General features: G+C 67.3%; 17 protein-coding genes. 10 read left to right on the top strand and 7 right to left on the bottom strand.

Annotation, left to right across the window (positions count from 1 at the left end; translation table 11 throughout):
* Positions 1 to 99 precede the first annotated feature (99 nt).
* Entirely contained in the window at positions 100 to 783 is a 684-nt protein-coding gene (locus tag ACRYJK_RS09720) for a dienelactone hydrolase family protein (protein WP_482667444.1), read from the top strand.
* A gap of 39 nt (positions 784 to 822) precedes the next feature.
* Here the strand turns inward: ACRYJK_RS09720 and ACRYJK_RS09715 are convergent, their stop codons facing one another.
* From ACRYJK_RS09715 to hemE, 4 genes are all read right to left on the bottom strand, one after another.
* Positions 823 to 1,554 carry a TerC family protein gene (locus ACRYJK_RS09715; RefSeq protein WP_482667303.1) on the bottom strand — a complete coding sequence of 244 codons (732 nt, stop codon included), beginning with the start codon at positions 1,552 to 1,554 and terminating at the stop codon, positions 823 to 825.
* Between the two features lie 10 nt (positions 1,555 to 1,564).
* Positions 1,565 to 2,821, bottom strand: coding sequence for a transcription termination factor Rho (gene rho, locus ACRYJK_RS09710; RefSeq protein ID WP_482667302.1), 1,257 nt, complete (start codon positions 2,819 to 2,821; stop codon positions 1,565 to 1,567).
* A 183-nt stretch (positions 2,822 to 3,004) separates the two neighbouring features.
* Complete coding sequence (locus tag ACRYJK_RS09705) at positions 3,005 to 3,451, bottom strand: CopD family protein (RefSeq protein WP_482667301.1); 447 nt, start codon at positions 3,449 to 3,451, stop codon at positions 3,005 to 3,007.
* Complete coding sequence (gene hemE, locus ACRYJK_RS09700) at positions 3,448 to 4,458, bottom strand: uroporphyrinogen decarboxylase (RefSeq protein WP_482667443.1); 1,011 nt, start codon at positions 4,456 to 4,458, stop codon at positions 3,448 to 3,450. The genes ACRYJK_RS09705 and hemE overlap by 4 nt, the downstream gene beginning before the upstream one ends.
* 561 nt (positions 4,459 to 5,019) lie before the next feature.
* On the opposite strand from hemE, the gene ACRYJK_RS09695 reads away from it, so the two are divergent.
* The 3 genes from ACRYJK_RS09695 to ACRYJK_RS09685 are packed head-to-tail and all read left to right on the top strand — an operon-like array spanning position 5,020 to position 7,666.
* Positions 5,020 to 5,883 (top strand): pyruvate, water dikinase regulatory protein, encoded by an 864-nt coding sequence (locus ACRYJK_RS09695; protein ID WP_482667300.1) that lies wholly within the window; start codon positions 5,020 to 5,022, stop codon positions 5,881 to 5,883.
* On the top strand, positions 5,880 to 6,473 hold the full coding sequence (locus ACRYJK_RS09690; protein ID WP_482667299.1) for a Maf family protein: 594 nt from the start codon (positions 5,880 to 5,882) through the stop codon (positions 6,471 to 6,473). The genes ACRYJK_RS09695 and ACRYJK_RS09690 overlap by 4 nt, the downstream gene beginning before the upstream one ends.
* A 35-nt stretch (positions 6,474 to 6,508) precedes the next feature.
* Positions 6,509 to 7,666, top strand: coding sequence for a GNAT family N-acetyltransferase (locus ACRYJK_RS09685; protein WP_482667298.1), 1,158 nt, complete (start codon positions 6,509 to 6,511; stop codon positions 7,664 to 7,666).
* On the opposite strand, the gene ACRYJK_RS09680 is transcribed toward ACRYJK_RS09685, so the two are convergent.
* Entirely contained in the window at positions 7,654 to 7,962 is a 309-nt protein-coding gene (locus tag ACRYJK_RS09680; protein ID WP_482667297.1) for an SEL1-like repeat protein, read from the bottom strand. The genes ACRYJK_RS09685 and ACRYJK_RS09680 overlap by 13 nt on opposite strands.
* A gap of 87 nt (positions 7,963 to 8,049) precedes the next feature.
* Complete coding sequence (panC, locus tag ACRYJK_RS09675) at positions 8,050 to 8,925, bottom strand: pantoate--beta-alanine ligase (protein ID WP_482667296.1); 876 nt, start codon at positions 8,923 to 8,925, stop codon at positions 8,050 to 8,052.
* Between the two features lie 106 nt (positions 8,926 to 9,031).
* On the opposite strand from panC, the gene ACRYJK_RS09670 reads away from it, so the two are divergent.
* The 4 genes from ACRYJK_RS09670 to ACRYJK_RS09655 all read left to right on the top strand — a co-directional run bounded on the left by ACRYJK_RS09670 (position 9,032) and on the right by ACRYJK_RS09655 (position 13,888).
* Positions 9,032 to 9,850 carry a division plane positioning ATPase MipZ gene (locus ACRYJK_RS09670; protein ID WP_482667295.1) on the top strand — a complete coding sequence of 273 codons (819 nt, stop codon included), beginning with the start codon at positions 9,032 to 9,034 and terminating at the stop codon, positions 9,848 to 9,850.
* A gap of 14 nt (positions 9,851 to 9,864) precedes the next feature.
* Positions 9,865 to 11,244, top strand: coding sequence for a phosphoglucomutase/phosphomannomutase PgmG (gene pgmG / locus ACRYJK_RS09665; RefSeq protein ID WP_482667294.1), 1,380 nt, complete (start codon positions 9,865 to 9,867; stop codon positions 11,242 to 11,244).
* 27 nt (positions 11,245 to 11,271) lie between these two features.
* Positions 11,272 to 12,867: a cisplatin damage response ATP-dependent DNA ligase gene (locus tag ACRYJK_RS09660; RefSeq protein WP_482667293.1), complete on the top strand. Its 1,596-nt coding sequence runs from the start codon at positions 11,272 to 11,274 to the stop codon at positions 12,865 to 12,867.
* A gap of 91 nt (positions 12,868 to 12,958) precedes the next feature.
* Complete coding sequence (locus tag ACRYJK_RS09655; protein WP_482667292.1) at positions 12,959 to 13,888, top strand: PPC domain-containing protein; 930 nt, start codon at positions 12,959 to 12,961, stop codon at positions 13,886 to 13,888.
* A gap of 504 nt (positions 13,889 to 14,392) precedes the next feature.
* Here the strand turns inward: ACRYJK_RS09655 and ACRYJK_RS09650 are convergent.
* Positions 14,393 to 15,289 carry a cold-shock protein gene (locus tag ACRYJK_RS09650; protein WP_482667291.1) on the bottom strand — a complete coding sequence of 299 codons (897 nt, stop codon included), beginning with the start codon at positions 15,287 to 15,289 and terminating at the stop codon, positions 14,393 to 14,395.
* A 233-nt stretch (positions 15,290 to 15,522) separates the two neighbouring features.
* Between ACRYJK_RS09650 and ACRYJK_RS09645 the strand changes: the two genes are divergently transcribed.
* Entirely contained in the window at positions 15,523 to 16,140 is a 618-nt protein-coding gene (locus ACRYJK_RS09645; RefSeq protein ID WP_482667290.1) for a ribonuclease D, read from the top strand.
* A gap of 23 nt (positions 16,141 to 16,163) precedes the next feature.
* Positions 16,164 to 16,799 (top strand): LPS export ABC transporter periplasmic protein LptC, encoded by a 636-nt coding sequence (locus tag ACRYJK_RS09640; RefSeq protein ID WP_482667289.1) that lies wholly within the window; start codon positions 16,164 to 16,166, stop codon positions 16,797 to 16,799.
* Positions 16,800 to 16,801: the final 2 nt, after the last annotated feature.

Below are 16,801 nucleotides of genomic sequence, written 5' to 3'. Positions count from 1 at the left end.
CGCTCCCTCTTGTGACGTTGAGCGCCGCGCCGGCGCTGCTAGGCTGCGACTATGCCCTGCCCCTGCGCAGTCGCCAAGCCGAAGGAATCTGCCGTGACCATGATCGACACCGCCGACGGACGAACCATGCCCGCCTATGTCGCCCGCCCCGAAGGGACCCCGCGCGCGGCCGTGGTGGTCATTCAGGAGATTTTCGGCGTGAACGCCGGCATCCGCAGCAAGGCCGACGATCTTGCGCGCGACGGCTATCTCGCGGTCGCGCCCGACCTGTTCTTCCGCATCAATGACGCGACAAACCTCGACCCCGACGTGCCCGAGCAGTTTCAGCAGGCGCTGGCGTTGATGGGCGAGTTCGACCAGCAGCAGGGCATCGTCGATCTCGAGGCCGCCATCCGCTGGGCGCGCGCCGAACTGGGTGGTTCGGGCAAGGTCGGCTGCGTCGGTTACTGTCTGGGCGGGCGGCTCGCCTTCATGTGCGCGACCCGCACCGACGTCGATGCAACCGTCGGCTATTATGGGGTCGGGATCGACGGGCTGCTCGGCGAAGCGCACGCCATCGCCCACCCGGTGCTGCTTCATGTTCCCACCGCCGACCATTTCGTCGGCCCGGAGGCGCAAGCGAAGATGCACGAAGGGCTGGATCCCCATCCCAAGGTCACGGTGTACGACTACCCGGGGCTCGACCATGGCTTTGCCGCCGCTAGCGGCACGCGTCGAAACGAAGAGGGCGCGCGGCTGGCCGACGAACGTACGCGCGCATTTTTCGCGGAACATCTCGGCTGACGTAAAAAGGGCGGGGTTGGTACCCCGCCCTTTCAAATCTCACGCGAACAGTCGACCTAGCCCGACCGCCGGGTCAATCCAGCCATCGTAGATCATCTTGACCGCGACCCACAGGATCACCGCCAACCCGGCGTAGGCGATCCAACGATAACGCTCGATATACTGCGCGATGACGTTGGCGGCGATGCCCATCAGCGCGACGGCGAAGATCAGCCCGACGATGAGGATGCCCGGATGATCGCGCGCGGCGCCGGCAACTGCGAGTACGTTGTCGAGGCTCATGCTGACGTCGGCGATCGCCACCGCCCAAGCGGCACCGGCAAAGGTCTTGGCCGATTTGAGGCCACTGTCCTCGTCGCCGGCGATCTCGGGAGAGCCGGGGCTTTCGCCCGCGTCATGACGCAGCTCGCGCCACATTTTCCACGCCACCCACAGCAGCAACAGACCGCCGACGAAGATCAGGCCGACGATCTGGAGCAACTGGGTAACAATCAGCGCGAACAGGATGCGGAGCACCAGCGCCGCGGCGACGCCAATCAGGATGACCTTTTTGCGCTGGTCGGGCGGGAGGCCCGCGGCGAGCGCGCCAACGACGATGGCATTGTCGCCCGCCAGCACCAGGTCGATCGCCAGCACCGACAGGAAAGCGGTAAACGCCGCCGGCTCGGTGATATTCGAGAAGTCCTTGACGATGGCGTCCCAGATCCCGGCAGGTCCGCCGAAACCGGCGGGAGCCGCATCCGCAGCGACGCTCAACAATTCGATCAACATCGCGGAGTCCTTACTGGTTCATGCTTTCGAAGAATTCGTCGTTCGACTTGGAGCCCTTGAGCTTGTCGAGCAGGAATTCCATCGCATCGACCGTGCCCATTTGCATCAGAATGCGGCGCAGCACCCACATCTTCGATAGCTTGGTCTTTTCGACCAGCAGTTCTTCCTTGCGCGTGCCCGACTTGCCGATGTCGATCGCCGGGAAGACGCGCTTGTCCGCAACCTTGCGATCGAGCACGATTTCGGCGTTACCGGTGCCCTTGAACTCTTCGAAGATGACCTCGTCCATCTTGGAGCCGGTGTCGATCAGCGAAGTCGAGATGATGGTGAGGCTGCCGCCCTCCTCGATGTTGCGCGCGGCACCAAAAAAACGCTTCGGACGCTGCAGCGCGTTGGCGTCGACACCGCCGGTCAGCACCTTGCCCGACGAGGGAACCACGGTGTTGTAGGCGCGTCCCAACCGGGTGATGTTGTCGAGCAGGATCACAACGTCCTTCTTGTGCTCGACCAGGCGCTTAGCCTTTTCGATCACCATTTCAGCGACTTGCACGTGCCGGGTTGCGGGCTCGTCGAAGGTCGAGCTGACCACCTCGCCGTTAACCGTGCGCTGCATGTCGGTGACTTCCTCGGGCCGCTCGTCGATCAGCAGCACGATCAGATACACCTCGGGGTGGTTGGCGCTGATCGCCTTGGCGATGTTCTGCATCATGATCGTCTTGCCGACCCGCGGCGGCGCGACGATCAGGCAGCGCTGGCCCTTGCCGAGCGGGGCGACCACGTCGAGGATGCGCCCGGTCTTGTCCTTGATGGTCGGATCTTCGATCTCGAGCCGCAGCCGCTCCTCAGGATAAAGCGGGGTGAGGTTGTCGAAATTGACGCGGTGGCGCACCGCTTCCGGCGCATCGAAATTGACGCTGATGAGCTTCGTCAGCGCGAAATAGCGTTCGCCATCCTTGGGGGCACGGATCTCGCCTTCGACCGTATCGCCGGTCCGCAGGCCGTTCTTCCGCACCTGATTGGGCGAGATGTAGATGTCGTCAGGGCCGGCGAGGTAATTGGCCTCGGCGCTGCGCAGGAAGCCGAACCCGTCCGGCAGCACTTCGATCGTGCCCGAACCGGTGATTTCCTCGCCATCCTCGGCCATCGCCTTGAGGATCGAGAACATCAGGTCCTGCTTGCGCAGCGTAGAGGCGCCTTCGACGCCGAGGCCTTCGGCCATTTCGACCAGCTCCGCCGGAGCCTTGGTCTTCAGTTCTTTCAAATGCATGTCGTGTCCCGCATCGGGTGTTGGCTAGGGCGAGCGGCCGGCGATCATCGGGCTTGGAGAAAGCGGATCGGGCGTCATGTGCGCGCGTCGGCGCAGCCATTCCGGTCGTCGTGCCGCAAGGGTTAGGCGAGCGAGCGCGAAGCGTCAATGGACGCCAATCGTCCCCGGCAGGGGGAGGATTGCTCAACCCCAGGGCTTGGCCACCACCAGGATAACGATCGCGATCAGCGTCAGGCCGGGGACTTCGTTGACGAAGCGCAGCTTCTTGCCCGACCAGCGCGCCTCGCCCTGCGCCAGCGCCTTGGCGTAGCGGACCATGACGTGGTGATAGACGGTCAGCACCGCGACCAGCATCAGCTTGGCGTGCAGCCACGGCTGTGACCACGCGTCGATCGCGAAGGCGACCGCGATCCCCAGCAGCCACACCAGCACCGACGATGGCGTCAGGATGATCTTGCGCAGCTTGCCCTCGCGCTCGATCCAGCGCGCGGCCTGAACGGGGTCGGCCAGCTCCTCCTGATGATAGACGAGGAAGCGCGGCAGCGCGAACAACCCCGCCATCCAGAACACGACGAAAATGATGTGCGCCGCCTTGAGCGCCGCATACCAGGGCGCGAACAGCTCGGTCATGACAGCGGCGAGCGCACCGCAGCGACCATCGTCTCGACGTGCGGGATGGGCGTGTCGGGGACGATGCCGTGGCCGAGGTTGAAGATATGCGGCCGGCCCGCGAAGGCGCGGCGGATGACGTGGACGCGCTCGACCAGCGCCGGACCGCCCGCCACCAGCCGCAGCGGATCGAGATTGCCCTGCACCGGAAGACCGGGCGGGAGCGCGGCATGCGCGAATTCGGGGTCCATCGTCTCGTCGATGCCAACCGCGTCGGGCTTTACCCCGGCGACGTAGCGCGGCAGCTTCTCCGCGGCGCCCTTGGGGAAGCCGATGATCGGGGTGTCGGGACACGCCGCGCGAACCCCCGCCACGATCGCCGCATTGGGCGCGATGACCCAACGGTCGAATTCATCGGGGGCGAGGCTTCCGGCCCAGCTGTCGAATATCTGCAGCACATTGGCGCCCGCGCGCACCTGCCCGATCAGATAGTCGATCGTCTGCACGACGATGGCGTTGATGATCGCGCCGAAGCGCACCTGGTCGATGTAGGCGAGGCGCCGTGCCGGGCTCTGGTCCTTTGTCCCGCGCCCGGCAACCATGTACGTCGCGACCGTCCACGGGCTCCCCGCAAACCCGATCAGCGCGCGGTCAGGGTGGAGTTCGGCGCGCACCCGCCGCACCGTCTCATAGACGGGATCGAGCCGCTGCGGCTGCGGGGTGAGCTCGGCAAGGTCGGCCCCGGCGAGCGGCGGGGCGAGCCGCGGCCCCTCCCCCGTCTCGAACCACAACTCCATCCCCAACGCATGCGGCACGACGAGGATGTCAGAAAAGAGGATCGCGGCGTCCATGTCGAACCGGCGCAGCGGCTGCAGCGTCACCTCCGCCGCGCTTTCGGGATCGTAGCAGAGGTCGAGAAAACCACCCTTGTCCGCCCGGAGCGCGCGATATTCGGGAAGGTAGCGCCCCGCCTGGCGCATCATCCACAGCGGCGGGGGATCGCGCCGCTCGCCGCGCATCACCGCCATGAACGCGCCGTCACGCGAAGGGTCGGGCTCGACGGTCGGGATCACCCCCAGCGCACCGCTCGTGACCGCCGCGCTGACCGCTTGCTCGAGCGCACCGCTGATACCGGGGAGACCCATAAAAAGACTCTCTATTCTTGATTGATGCTGATGTTGATGGGCGGGAGAGCGGGGATAATCGCTTTCGCCCGAACGATCCACAACCCACCCTCGCCGTCGCCCTCCCCTAGCGGACGAGTCGCGCGATTGCTCCCTGTTTTCCACAAGCTGTGGATGAAATTCGCGGCTGTGGGCGGGGCTGTGGATAAGCGTGATGCGGCGACGGTGATGCTTTCATGCCGGCAATGCTCCCAAGACTTCTCCACAGTGTGTGCACAGGTTTTCGGGTTGGCCTCGTGCCGACGTCCTGAAAAGCGTGCTTCCCGAGTCCGCCTCGTCGTCACCCTGAACTTGTTTCAGGGTCCATACTTGGAGCGCTGCGGGATGCTGAAGCGAGTTCAGCATGACGAGCGTCATGTGCAACGCGGTTGGACAACCGCCGCCCCCCGCGCCACAGCGTGAACGATGCGGCTTCACCTCCACCTCCTCTCCGACTCTACCGGCGAAACGCTGGAGATGATCGCCAAGGCGGCGGTGGCGCAGTTCGATGACGTCGCGGTCACGCGGCACTTCTGGCCGATGGTACGCAGTCACGCGCATCTCGAGCGCATCCTCGCCGAAGTGGCGCAACACCCGGGCCTGGTCCTCTTCACCCTCGTCAATCGCGAGCTTCGCGCCGAGCTCGAAGCGCGTTGCCAGCGGCTCGGGCTGCCGCATGTGGCGGCGCTCGATGCGGTCAACGATGCGCTGGCGAGCATGCTCGGCCAGCAGCCCAAGGGGCGCCCTGGCCGCCAGCACATGCTCGATGCGGCCTACTACGACCGGGTCGAGGCGATTCACTTCACCATGGCGCATGACGACGGCATGCAGCCCGACGGGTGGGAGGGGGCGGACATCGTGCTCGCCGGCGTGTCGCGCTCCTCCAAGACGCCGACGTCGATCTATCTCGCCAACCGCGGCTATCGCGTCGCCAACGTGCCGATCGTGCCCGAAAGTCCGCCCCCGCCGCAGCTGTTTGCGCTCAATGCGCCGATGGTGGTGGGCCTCACCGTCGCCGGAGAGCGGCTCGCCGCGGTGCGTCGCAACCGGCTGGCGACGATGGGGGTGGGCGGGATTGATCGCGCCGACCCCTATGTCGACGACCAGCGCATCCGCGACGAGCTTGCCTTTGCGCGGCGCATGTTTGCCGACAATGACTGGCCGGTGATCGACGTCACGCGTCGCTCGATCGAAGAGACGGCGGCGGCGGTGATCCGGCTTCACGACGACCGCCGCGCGGCTGCGGACGTGCCCTCAACCTCCGCGCCGGCCGAGGAGGGCGACGCGTGACGCTGATCCTCGCCAGCGGCAGCACTACGCGCCGCGTCATGCTGGATGCAGCGGACGTCGTGTTCGACGTCATGCCGGCGGCGGTCGACGAGGCGCCGTTGCGCGGCCGGCTGCGCGGATTGGCCGCACCGAGCAGCGAGATCGCGCGCGAACTCGCCGCATTGAAGGCGCAGGCTGTCTGCGCCGCCCATCCCGACGCCTTGGTGATCGGCAGCGACAGCCTGTGCGACGTCGCCGAACGCGCCTTCGACAAGCCGACTTCGCGGGACGAGGCGGAGGCGCAGCTGCGGATCATGTCCGGCGCGACGATGAGGCTTACCAGCGCTGTCGTGCTGGCGCGCGGCGGTGACGTCGTTTGGGCCCATGTCGAGGTGGCCGAGCTCGACGTGCGGTCGCTGTCCGACGCGTTCATCGCCGCCTATCTCGACGCCGAATGGCCGGCGATCGCGGGCTGCGTTGGCGCCTTTCGCATCGAAGGGCGCGGGGTGCAGCTGTTCGATGCGGTGCGCGGCAGTCATTTCACCATCCTCGGCATGCCGCTGCTGCCGCTGTTGGGCGCGTTGCGCGAACGCGGCGTGCTGCCCGCCTAGCGGCGGCGGCATGGCGCGCCCATCTTGCGCGAGCGATGGCCGATGCCGACTCCTCCTTCACCCTGACGCTGCGTGATGGCGTCGATGGCTGCGACGCGGCGGCGTGGGATGCGCTCAGCGGCGGTCATCCGTTCGCGTCCCACGCCTTTCTCGCGCTGCTCGAAGAGTCGGGCAGTGTCGGCAAGGGCACCGGCTGGCAGGCTCTACCGCTGCTGCTGCACGATGCGGCCGGCACGCTCCGCGGGGCGGTCGCGGCTTACGCCAAGGCGCATAGCCAGGGCGAATATGTGTTTGACCATAGCTGGGCGGACGCGTGGGAGCGCGCGGGCGGAGACTATTATCCCAAGCTCCAGATCGCCGCGCCTTTCACCCCCGTCCCGGGCCCGCGGCTGCTGGCGCAGGACGACGGGAGCCGCCGCGCGCTGATCACGGGAATCGAACAATTGGTGCGCGACAACGGCCTCTCCTCGGCGCACGCCACTTTCCTCACCGATGTTGACCGCGCGCAGTTCGAGGCGTCGGGCTGGCTGATCCGCCAGGGGCATCAGTTTCACTGGCGCGACGAGGGATACGGCGACTTCGACGGCTTCCTTGGCGCGCTGACGTCACGCCGCCGCAAGGCGATCCGCAAGGAGCGTGCGACGGCGCATGGTGCGGTCACCATCGCGGCCAAGACCGGCGCCGACATCAGCCCCGCCGACTGGGACCTGATGTGGGCCTGCTATCAGGACACCGGCGCGCGCAAATGGGGCCGGCCCTATCTCACGCGGCGCGCCTTCGAGCTGATCGGCGAGCGCATGGCGGAGCGGGTCGTCTTGATGACCGCCCACGATCGGAGGTCCGGCGAAGGTGTCGCAGCGGCCCTCAATTTCATCGGCAAGGACGCGCTTTACGGCCGCTACTGGGGCGCGCTGATTGAAGTGCCCGCGCTGCATTTCGAGCTTTGCTATTACCAGGCGATCGACTGGGCGTTGGCGCATGGCCTCTCGCGGGTCGAGGCGGGGGCGCAGGGAGAGCATAAGCTCGCGCGCGGCTACTGCGCGGTACCGACGTGGTCGGCGCACTATATTCCGCACGCAGGCTTTCGCGATGCGGTGGCGGAGTTCCTCACCGCCGAACGCGCGGCCGAGGCGGAAATGCTGCGGCTTTATGCCGAGGAAACCCCGTTTCGCGAAAGTGATCAGGCCGCCTGAGCCGAGGCCATCGGTACAGGTGCGCGCAGATAGTCGCGGGCGGCGCGTTGCGCGGCAGCGATGTCGGCCGCGCTCATGTCCTGCGCGACTTCGGTGCGGAGCAGCGCCCCTTCGCGCACCCCGGCCAGCGCGGCGAGGTTGAACCATTTGTGCGCTTCGATCAGGTCGACCGCGCAACCGTCGGTGCCGGTCGAAAAGGCCATTCCCAGCTCGAAGCACGCCTCGCCATCACCGCGCGCTGCGGCGAACCGTTGCCCGTCGATCAGTCGTTGTGCCTGCGCCAGATGCAGTGCCATGATGATGCCCCCTAAGTCCCCGAAGGAAGCGTTCACTCCCTTCCATGAAGGGAGGTTGCGCCGGGCATGGTTACCAAAACGTAAAGGCTAAATATCCATTCGTTTCGGCACGATATCGGGCCCGATCAGGGGTCGATTATCGATCAGGCGAGTGCCGTCCATGCGCGCCGCGACAAACAGCCGCGCGCTCGGGTCCACCTCGCCGGTGAGCGCCAGATTGTCCTGCGAACGCAGCTCGAAATAGTCGACCGACTTGAAGCCGTGCCGCAGCAGCGCCTCCGCCGCTTGCGCACAGGCCGCCGTGGGGGCTGCGCCACCCTGGATCGCTTCCGCCGCGGCATCGAGCTGCGCGGGGATGGCGGCCGCGGCCGCGCGCTGCTCGGGCGAAAGATACGCGTTTCGCGACGACATCGCGAGGCCGTCGACGGGATCGCGCACTGTCGGCACGCCTTCCACCGTCAGAGCGAAATCGAGATCGCGGGCCATGCGGCGGATGATGGTCAGCTGCTGCCAGTCCTTTTCGCCGAACAATGCGACGTCAGGCTGGACTTGGTGAAACAGCTTGGCGACCACCGTTGTGACGCCGTCAAAATGCCCGGGCCGTGCCGCGCCGCATAGCACCTCGTCATAGCCGGAAACCGACACGCGCGTCGCATGGCCGTCAGGGTACATGGTAGCGGCGTCGGGCGCCCATAGCAGCGCCACGCCAGCCGCCTCCAGCTTGGCGGCGTCGGCGCCCTCCTGTCGGGGATAGGCGTCGAGATCTTCGTTCACCCCGAACTGCAGCGGGTTGACGAAGATCGACACGACAACATGTTCGGCATGACGCCGCGCGGCGGTCACCAGTGACATATGCCCGTCGTGCAGCGCCCCCATCGTCGGCACGAACGCGATTCCTCCGCCGTCGCGCCGCAGCTCCGCGATCGCAGCGCGCAACGCGCCCAATTGACGGATGGTTTGCACGTCCTTCGACCCCCGACTAACAGTGACGCTGAGGCGGGCTCATGCGCCGCTTCTTACCGCCCCTCAAGCCCATAGTCGCAACGCCGACGCCCACTCGAGTGACCGCATGACCGCCCTGCCCGCCCGCCCGCACATCGTCGTTTTCGCCAATGAAAAGGGCGGCACGGGCAAATCGACCTGCGCGGTGCATGTGGCGGTCGCGCTGGCGAGCCTGGGGGCGAAGGTGTCGGGGCTCGACCTCGACCACCGCCAGCGCACCTTTGCGCGCTACCTCGAGAATCGCACCAAAACCGCCGAACGGCGTGGCATCGACCTCCCCACCCCGCGCTTCGCCACCTTTGGCGGCAAGCCGGTGGAGGAGATGGACGACATGCTCGCCGACCTGATGACCGACGCCGATTTCCTGATCGTCGACACCCCCGGCCGCGACGACATGCTGGCGCGGCACATGGCGACGCTGGCGCACACGCTGGTGACGCCGATGAACGACAGCTTCGTCGATTTTGATCTGATCGGGCAAGTCGATGCCGAAACCTTCAAGGTGTCGCGCCCAAGCTTCTACGCCGAGCTGATCTGGAACGCGCGCAAGACCCGCGCATCGATCGACGGCGGGACGATCGACTGGGTGGTGCTCCGGAACCGCCTCCAGCACCTCGAAGCGCGCAACATGCGCCGCGTCGGCGATGCGATGGGCGAGCTGTCGCGCCGCGTGGGTTTCCGCATCGTCCCCGGCCTGTCCGAACGCGTCGTCTATCGCGAGCTGTTCCCGGCCGGGCTGACGCTGCTCGATCGCGGCCAACTGGGCGAGCTTGGCACCAGCCACATCGCCGCGCGGCAGGAGCTGCGTGAAATGCTGTCGGGCCTTGCGCTTCCACTGCCCGCACGCGCTCCGGCGCCGGCCGACCTCCAGCCCGCCGCGGCCTGACGAAAGGACCCTTTGTGCACCGTTTCGACGCCACGCTGCTGCGTGAATATGACATTCGCGGGATCGTCGGAAAGACGCTGACCGAAGCCGATGCGACCGCCATCGGTCGCGGTTTCGCGACGCATATCGTGCGTGGCGGCGGCGGGCGCGTCGCGGTCGGCTATGACGGACGCCTCTCCTCGCCCAGCCTTGCGCAGGCGCTGATCGCGGGGCTTCGCGCCGGCGGGGTCGACGTGGTGTCGATCGGCCAGTCGGCGACGCCGATGCTGTACTTCGCGACTTATCATCTGGAGGCCGACGGCGGCATCCAGATCACCGGCAGCCACAACCCGCCCGACTATAATGGCTTCAAATTCGTCGCCTTCGGTAAGCCCTTCTTCGGTGCCGACATCCAGGCGATCGGCACGATGGGCGCCGCGGGCGACTGGGTCGAGGGCGAAGGCGCATTCAGCGAAACCGACGTGATGGACGCCTACGTCGACCGCCTGCTCGAGGGGTTTCGCGGCGCTGCGGTGAAGGTCGGCTGGGACGCGGGCAACGGCGCCGCCGGGCCGGTGGTCGACCGGCTGGTCGAGCGACTGCCGGGCGAACATCACGCGATCTACACCCAGGTCGACGGCAACTTCCCCAATCATCACCCCGACCCGACCGAGGAAAAGAACCTCGTCGACCTACGCGAACTGGTCGAGCAGCACGGCCTCGATTTCGGCATCGCCTTCGACGGCGACGGCGACCGCATCGGCGCGATCGATGCACAGGGGCGCATCATCTGGGGCGACCAGCTTCTGCAGATCTTTGCCGAAATGGTGCTGCAGGACGTCCCCGGCGCGACGATCATCGCCGACGTCAAAGCCTCGCAGTCGCTGTTCGACCGCATCGAGGCATTGGGTGGCAAGCCGCTGATGTGGAAAACCGGCCACAGCCTCATCAAATCGAAGATGAAGGAAACCGGCGCGCCGCTGGCGGGGGAAATGTCCGGCCACATCTTTTTCGCGCATCATTATTACGGCTTCGACGACGCGCTCTACGCGGCGGTAAAGCTGGTCGAGGCGGTGAGCGTGCTCGGCCGGTCGGTGACCGACATGAAATCGGCGATGGCGCCGATGGTCAACACCCCCGAACTGCGTTTCCAGGTCGACGAAAGCCGCAAGTTCGCGGTGGTTGACGAAGTGCTCGACCGGCTCGCACAGTCGGGCGCGAAGGTCGACCGCACCGACGGCGCGCGCGTGCTGACCGACGATGGCTGGTGGCTGCTGCGCGCCTCGAACACGCAGGACGTGCTCGTCGCCCGCGCCGAGGCGAAGGATCAGGCGGGGCTCGACCGGTTGGTGGCGGCGATTGATCAGCAGCTCGAAGCGAGCGGCGTATCGCGCCACGCGGTCGCGGGGCACTGAGGTCGGGGCAGGGCGGCTGAACCCGCGATGCGCGCTTTCGCCGCCCTGATCGACGCCATCGTCTACACCCGCAGCCGCAATGAAAAGCTGCGGCTGATCGGTGATTATCTCAAGAGCACGCCCGATCCCGACCGCGGCTGGGCGCTCGCCGCGCTGACTGGGGAGATCGACCTGCCCGCAGTCAAACCCGCGGTCATCCGCGCGCTGATCGAGGAGCGGGTCGACCCCGTACTCTACGCGATGAGCCGCGATTATGTCGGCGATACCGCAGAAACGGTCGCGCTGCTGTGGCCGACCGGCGCGCAAGCCGGGGAGGGGGCGGACGTGCCGCTCAATGAGGTCGTGCTGCGACTCGCCACCACCAAGCGTGGCGAAGGGGGCGCGGCGCTCGCGGCGATGCTCGACCGGCTCGACCCGGAAGCACGCTATGCGCTGCTGAAGCTCGCCACCGGGGGCCTTCGCATCGGCATCTCCGGCCGGCTGGCGCGCACCGCGGTGGCGCAGGCGTTCGGGCGCGACGTCGATGCGATCGAGGAGGTGTGGCACGCGCTGTCGCCGCCCTATGAGCAGCTGTTCGCTTGGGCAGAGGGGCGCGATGCACTGCCCAACCTCGACGAAATCGCGGTGTTCCGCCCGTTCATGCTGGCGCATCCGCTCGAGGATGGGCGCGTCGACCTCGCCGACTATGCCGCCGAATGGAAGTGGGACGGCATCCGCATCCAGATCGTGCGCATTGGCGACACGGTGCGGCTGTTCAGCCGTGGCGGCGACGACATCACCGGGGCTTTCCCGGAGGTCGCGGAGGATATGCCGGTCGACGCGGTGCTCGACGGCGAGCTGCTCGTGCGCGGATCGGTGCAGGGCGGCGCGGAGGGCGGCGCGGCGAGCTTCAATGCGCTGCAACAGCGGCTGGGGCGCAAAACGGTCAGCGCCGCGATGCTGCGCGATTCGCCCGCGTTCGTGCGGCTCTACGATGTGCTGAGCGTGGGTGGCGACGACCTGCGCGCGCTCCCGTGGACGCACCGGCGCGAGCAGTTGGAGGCGCTGATGGGCGAGCTGCCACCGCATCGCTTCGATCTCAGCCAGTTGATCGAGGCGCCCGATTTCGACGCGCTCTCCGCCATCCGCGACCGCGCGCGCGACACCGCCATCGAAGGCGTGATGCTGAAGCGCCGCGACAGCACTTACGTCCCCGGGCGGCGTGTCGGGCTGTGGTATAAATGGAAGCGCGACCCGCTCACCGCCGACTGCGTGCTGATGTATGCGCAGCGCGGCTCGGGGAAACGCTCGAGCTTCTACAGCGACTACACGTTCGGCTGCTGGACCGCGGACCCGGCGGAGGGCGGCGAACTGCTGCCTGTGGGCAAGGCCTATTCGGGTTTCACCGACGAGGAGCTGAAGTGGCTCGATCGCTTCGTGCGCGAGCGCACCACCGCGCGTTTCGGCCCGGTGCGCGAGGTGGAGAAGAGCTTGGTGTTCGAGGTCGCCTTCGATTCGATCCACGAATCGAAACGCCACAAATCGGGGGTCGCCATGCGCTTCCCGCGCATCGCCCGCATCCGCCGCGACAAACCCGCGGCGGAGGCCGATCACGTGGCGGCGTTAAAGGCGCTCATCAGCTGACCCCCCCCCCCCCAAACGGGGTTCCGCTTCGCAGGCGGCATGATAGCATTGCAGCACCGCCGCAGTCGCGGCGACCATGATGGGGGGCGTGATGAATCGGACTTGGATCGCAGGCGCGGCGCTGGGCCTCGTGCTGGCGAGCGGCGCGCAGGCGCAGAGCAATCGCGACACCCCGGAAGATGCGCCTCGCGCCCGCAGCAATGCCGCGCGTCCCGACAACCGTACCGCGGCAATGCCGCCGGCGTTGTCGTTCGACCAGACGGTGCGCGGCAGTCTCACGGCACCCGTCGATGCGTGTGGCGCACCGGACCCACGCCGGCCCAGCTGGTCGTTCACCGTCCCCGCCAACACCCGCATCCAGGCGACGCTAACCGCTGATGATTTCGATCCGACGCTCGAGCTCGGTCGTTACAAGGGCTGCACCTGGGAGAGCCTCGGCAGCAACGATGACGGCGGCGGAGCGGAGGATGGGCTGAACAGCCGCCTCACCGCCAACATCCGCGAAGCCGGCACCTACATCCTGCGTGCGGGCGCAGTGGGGGACAATGACGGCGGTGCCTTCACCCTCCGGCTGACGCGGCTCCCCGCGGTGGCCGCGGCGGGGGCACCGGTGCCGATCAGCGTCGGGCGCAAGGCCGAAGGGCGGCTGACCGATTCGGACGCGACGTTGCCGGGTGATCCGAGCGATACGTCGCTGGTCGATTCAGGCCGGGCCTATCGCCTTTATGCGCTCACCGGGCGCGCCGGCGATCGCTATCAGGCGCGGCTCGAATCGAGTGAGTTCGACTCCTTTCTCGAGGTGGGCACCATGACCCCGCTCGGCTTTGCGGTCAGCGCGTCGAACGATGACGGCGGTGAAGAGGGCGACAATCTCAACAGCCGGCTCAACGTCGATTTTCAGGGTGACGGCACGGTCTTGCTGCGTGTCAGCCCGCTCAACCAGCGAGCCGGCCGTTACACGCTCACGGTCGAACCCCGTCCCGCGACCGCGACCCCGGCACCCACCCGCCCGCGCGGCTGACGGTCCGCAGGAAGAAACTCACGCTTACGGAAGGGCAACTGCCACGGACCCCGGTGGCGGAACGAGCGATTCTGTTCCACAGCCGCGCGCCAAGAGCCCGATCCTGTGAGGGGGAGGGTACGGCCCGACGACCGGGGCGACATGCGGCTAGGCGCAGCCCCCCGCGTCACGCCTCCTCACCCGTTCGGGAGGGGGATGGTAACTTGCCGACCGGGTTTTGCGAGGGTCGCGCTGGGGAGTCGCTCCGCAAAGGCTCGGCGCTGCTCCTGATCGTTTTTTGCTTCGTCGCCCCAGATTTGATCCGGGGCTGAGCTTCTTCACCCGGGGCGGTGGCTCCGCCAAAGCCGGACCGCGGATAAGGCAGGGAAGGATGGCGCAGGGCCGATCCATCCCACGCCAAAGGTGCTTCGTTCCACTCTCGTGCCCGTTGAAGGCCCAAGAAAAAGGCGGCGGAGCTTCAAAGCTCCGCCGCCCTTTCGACACGCCAATGAAGGCGCGGCAGCCTCAGGCGCCGCCCAGGTTCACCGCGCTATACTTGCCGCGGTCGTCGACTTCGATGTCGAACGCCAGGCGGTCGCCCTCATTGAGGCCGTTCATGCCCGCCCGTTCGACCGCGCTGATGTGGACGAAGCAGTCCGCTCCGCCATCGTCGCGCTTGATGAAGCCGAAGCCCTTCGATCCGTTGAAGAACTTCACTTCGCCCGTGGCGCGTTCGCCGGTCAGCTGACGGCGTGCACGCTGCGGACGGTCGGCGCCGCCGCCAGGGGCACCCGCGCCGGGGGCGTCGAGCGGCAGCGTTTCGCCGGTGATGCGGATGTCCGTCGCGCTGATGCGGCCGTTGCGATCCACCAGCGTGAAGGCGATGGTCTGACCCGACGCCAGCCCTTCGAGGCCCGCCTGCTCGACCGCGCTGATGTGGACGAACACGTCCTCACCACCATCGTCGCGCGCGACAAAGCCGAAGCCCTTGTCGCGGTTGAAGAATTTGACCGCACCGGTGCCTTCGCCGATGACCTGCGCCGGCATCGACGGACGCGGGCCGCGGTTGAAACCGCCGCCACCACCGCCGCCGTAGCCGCCACCGCCACCGCCGCGACCACCGCCGTAGCCGCCACCGCCGCCGCCGTAGCCACCGCCACGGTCGCCGCCACCGCCGTAGCCGCCACGACCACCGCCGCCGCCGCCATAGGGGCCGCCGCGATCTCCGCCGCCGCCGCCGTAGCCACCGCCACGATCGCCGCCGCCGCCGTAGCCGCCGCCGGCGAACCCGCCACCGCCGAAGCCGCCGTCACCGCCGCCGCCGTAAAAATCGCCGCCACCGCCACCGAAATCGTCGCGCTTGCCACCACGCCGGTGACCACCTTTACCGCCACCACCGCGGCGTTCCCGATCAAAACTCATTTGCTGTTACTTCACTCGTCCGTCATGGCCATGGCGGAGCATCCCGTACGGACGGAGAGGCGCACGCCGACCGGAATCGCTTTTCCCGGCCATCTTCGTCGATAGCGGCTTTTGCCGGCAACGCGAACAAAAAACATGAACCGCAGATAAACCCGCCGTTTTCTGCGCGGCTGCAGGCGCTTTGCGCGCCCGCCTATGGCTTCACCGGTCGCGCGCGCCTATGGGACGCAGCAATGAGCGTTTATTTTCACGAAGAAGATCTGCCCGCCGGTGTGATGGGGTCGGGGCCGGTCGCGGTCGACACCGAAACCATGGGGCTGAAGCCGGGGCGCGACCGGCTGTGCCTGGTGCAGATCGCCGACGGGCGGGGTGACGAACATCTCGTTCGGTTCGCGCCGGACAGCGACTATGCCGCACCCAATCTGCGCGCGATTCTGGCGGATCGTGGGCGGCTTAAGCTCTATCATTTCGCGCGCTTCGACCTCGCCGCGATCGAGCGGTACCTCGGCGTCGTGGCGGCGCCGGTCTATTGCACGAAGATCGCCTCGCGGCTGGTGCGCACCTACACCGACCGCCACGGCCTCAAGGAGCTGGTGCGCGAGCTGGTCGGCCAGGAAATCTCCAAGCAGCAGCAGTCGAGCGACTGGGGCGCGCCCGAGATCAACGAGGCGCAGCGCGACTATGCCGCAAGCGATGTGCGCTACCTCCACCAGATGCGCGAGGCGCTCGACGTGCGGCTGGCGCGTGAGGGGCGCACCCAGCTGGCGCAGGCCTGTTTCGATTTTCTGCCCACCCGCGCGCGACTCGACCTTGCGGGCTGGGACGAGATCGACATCTTCGCGCATATGTAAGCGGGAGCGCCAACGACCACCTTATGTCCGCCGCCGCCGACCATCTTCGCGACGACCGCCGCCGCTGGGCGAGGCCGGGCAGCGCGCACGATGCGCTGGTCCGGACGATGCGACTGTTGCTTCCCGCGGGCGTAGGCGCGGTGATGGCCTGGCTGTTGCTCGCGCCCTTCGCGCGTGGGTCGAGCGAAATCGGTTTTCTTCTCGACAAGAACCGGGTGGAGATCGCGCCACAGCGGCTGCGGGTCGAAGCCGCACGCTATACGGGTACCGATGACGACGGGCGGCGCTTCACACTGACCGCGGCGGATGCGGTACAAAAAAGCGCGGCGGATCCGGTCGTGCGGCTGACCGACATGACCGCGGCGATGACGCTCGACGATGGCCCCGCGACGCTGTCGGCGCCCGATGCCGCGTTCGACCCCGGGGCGGAAACGGTGCGGGTCAACGGCCCGCTGCGCGCGCTTGCTCCTGACGGCTATCGCCTTGAAACGCGCGGCGTGAGCGTCGACCTTAACGCCCGGCGCATCGTCGGCAGCGGCGGCGTGTCGGGTTCGCTGCCGGTCGGCGTGTTCTCCGCCAACCGCATCGAAGCCGCCCTCGACACGCGCGTCGTGCGGCTGACCGGCAATGCGCGGCTGCGCATCAACCAGGGATTGTGACG

The organism is Sphingomonas sp. BLHR8 (genome assembly GCF_056821725.1).
This window is presented reverse-complemented; position numbering and strand designations above follow the sequence as displayed.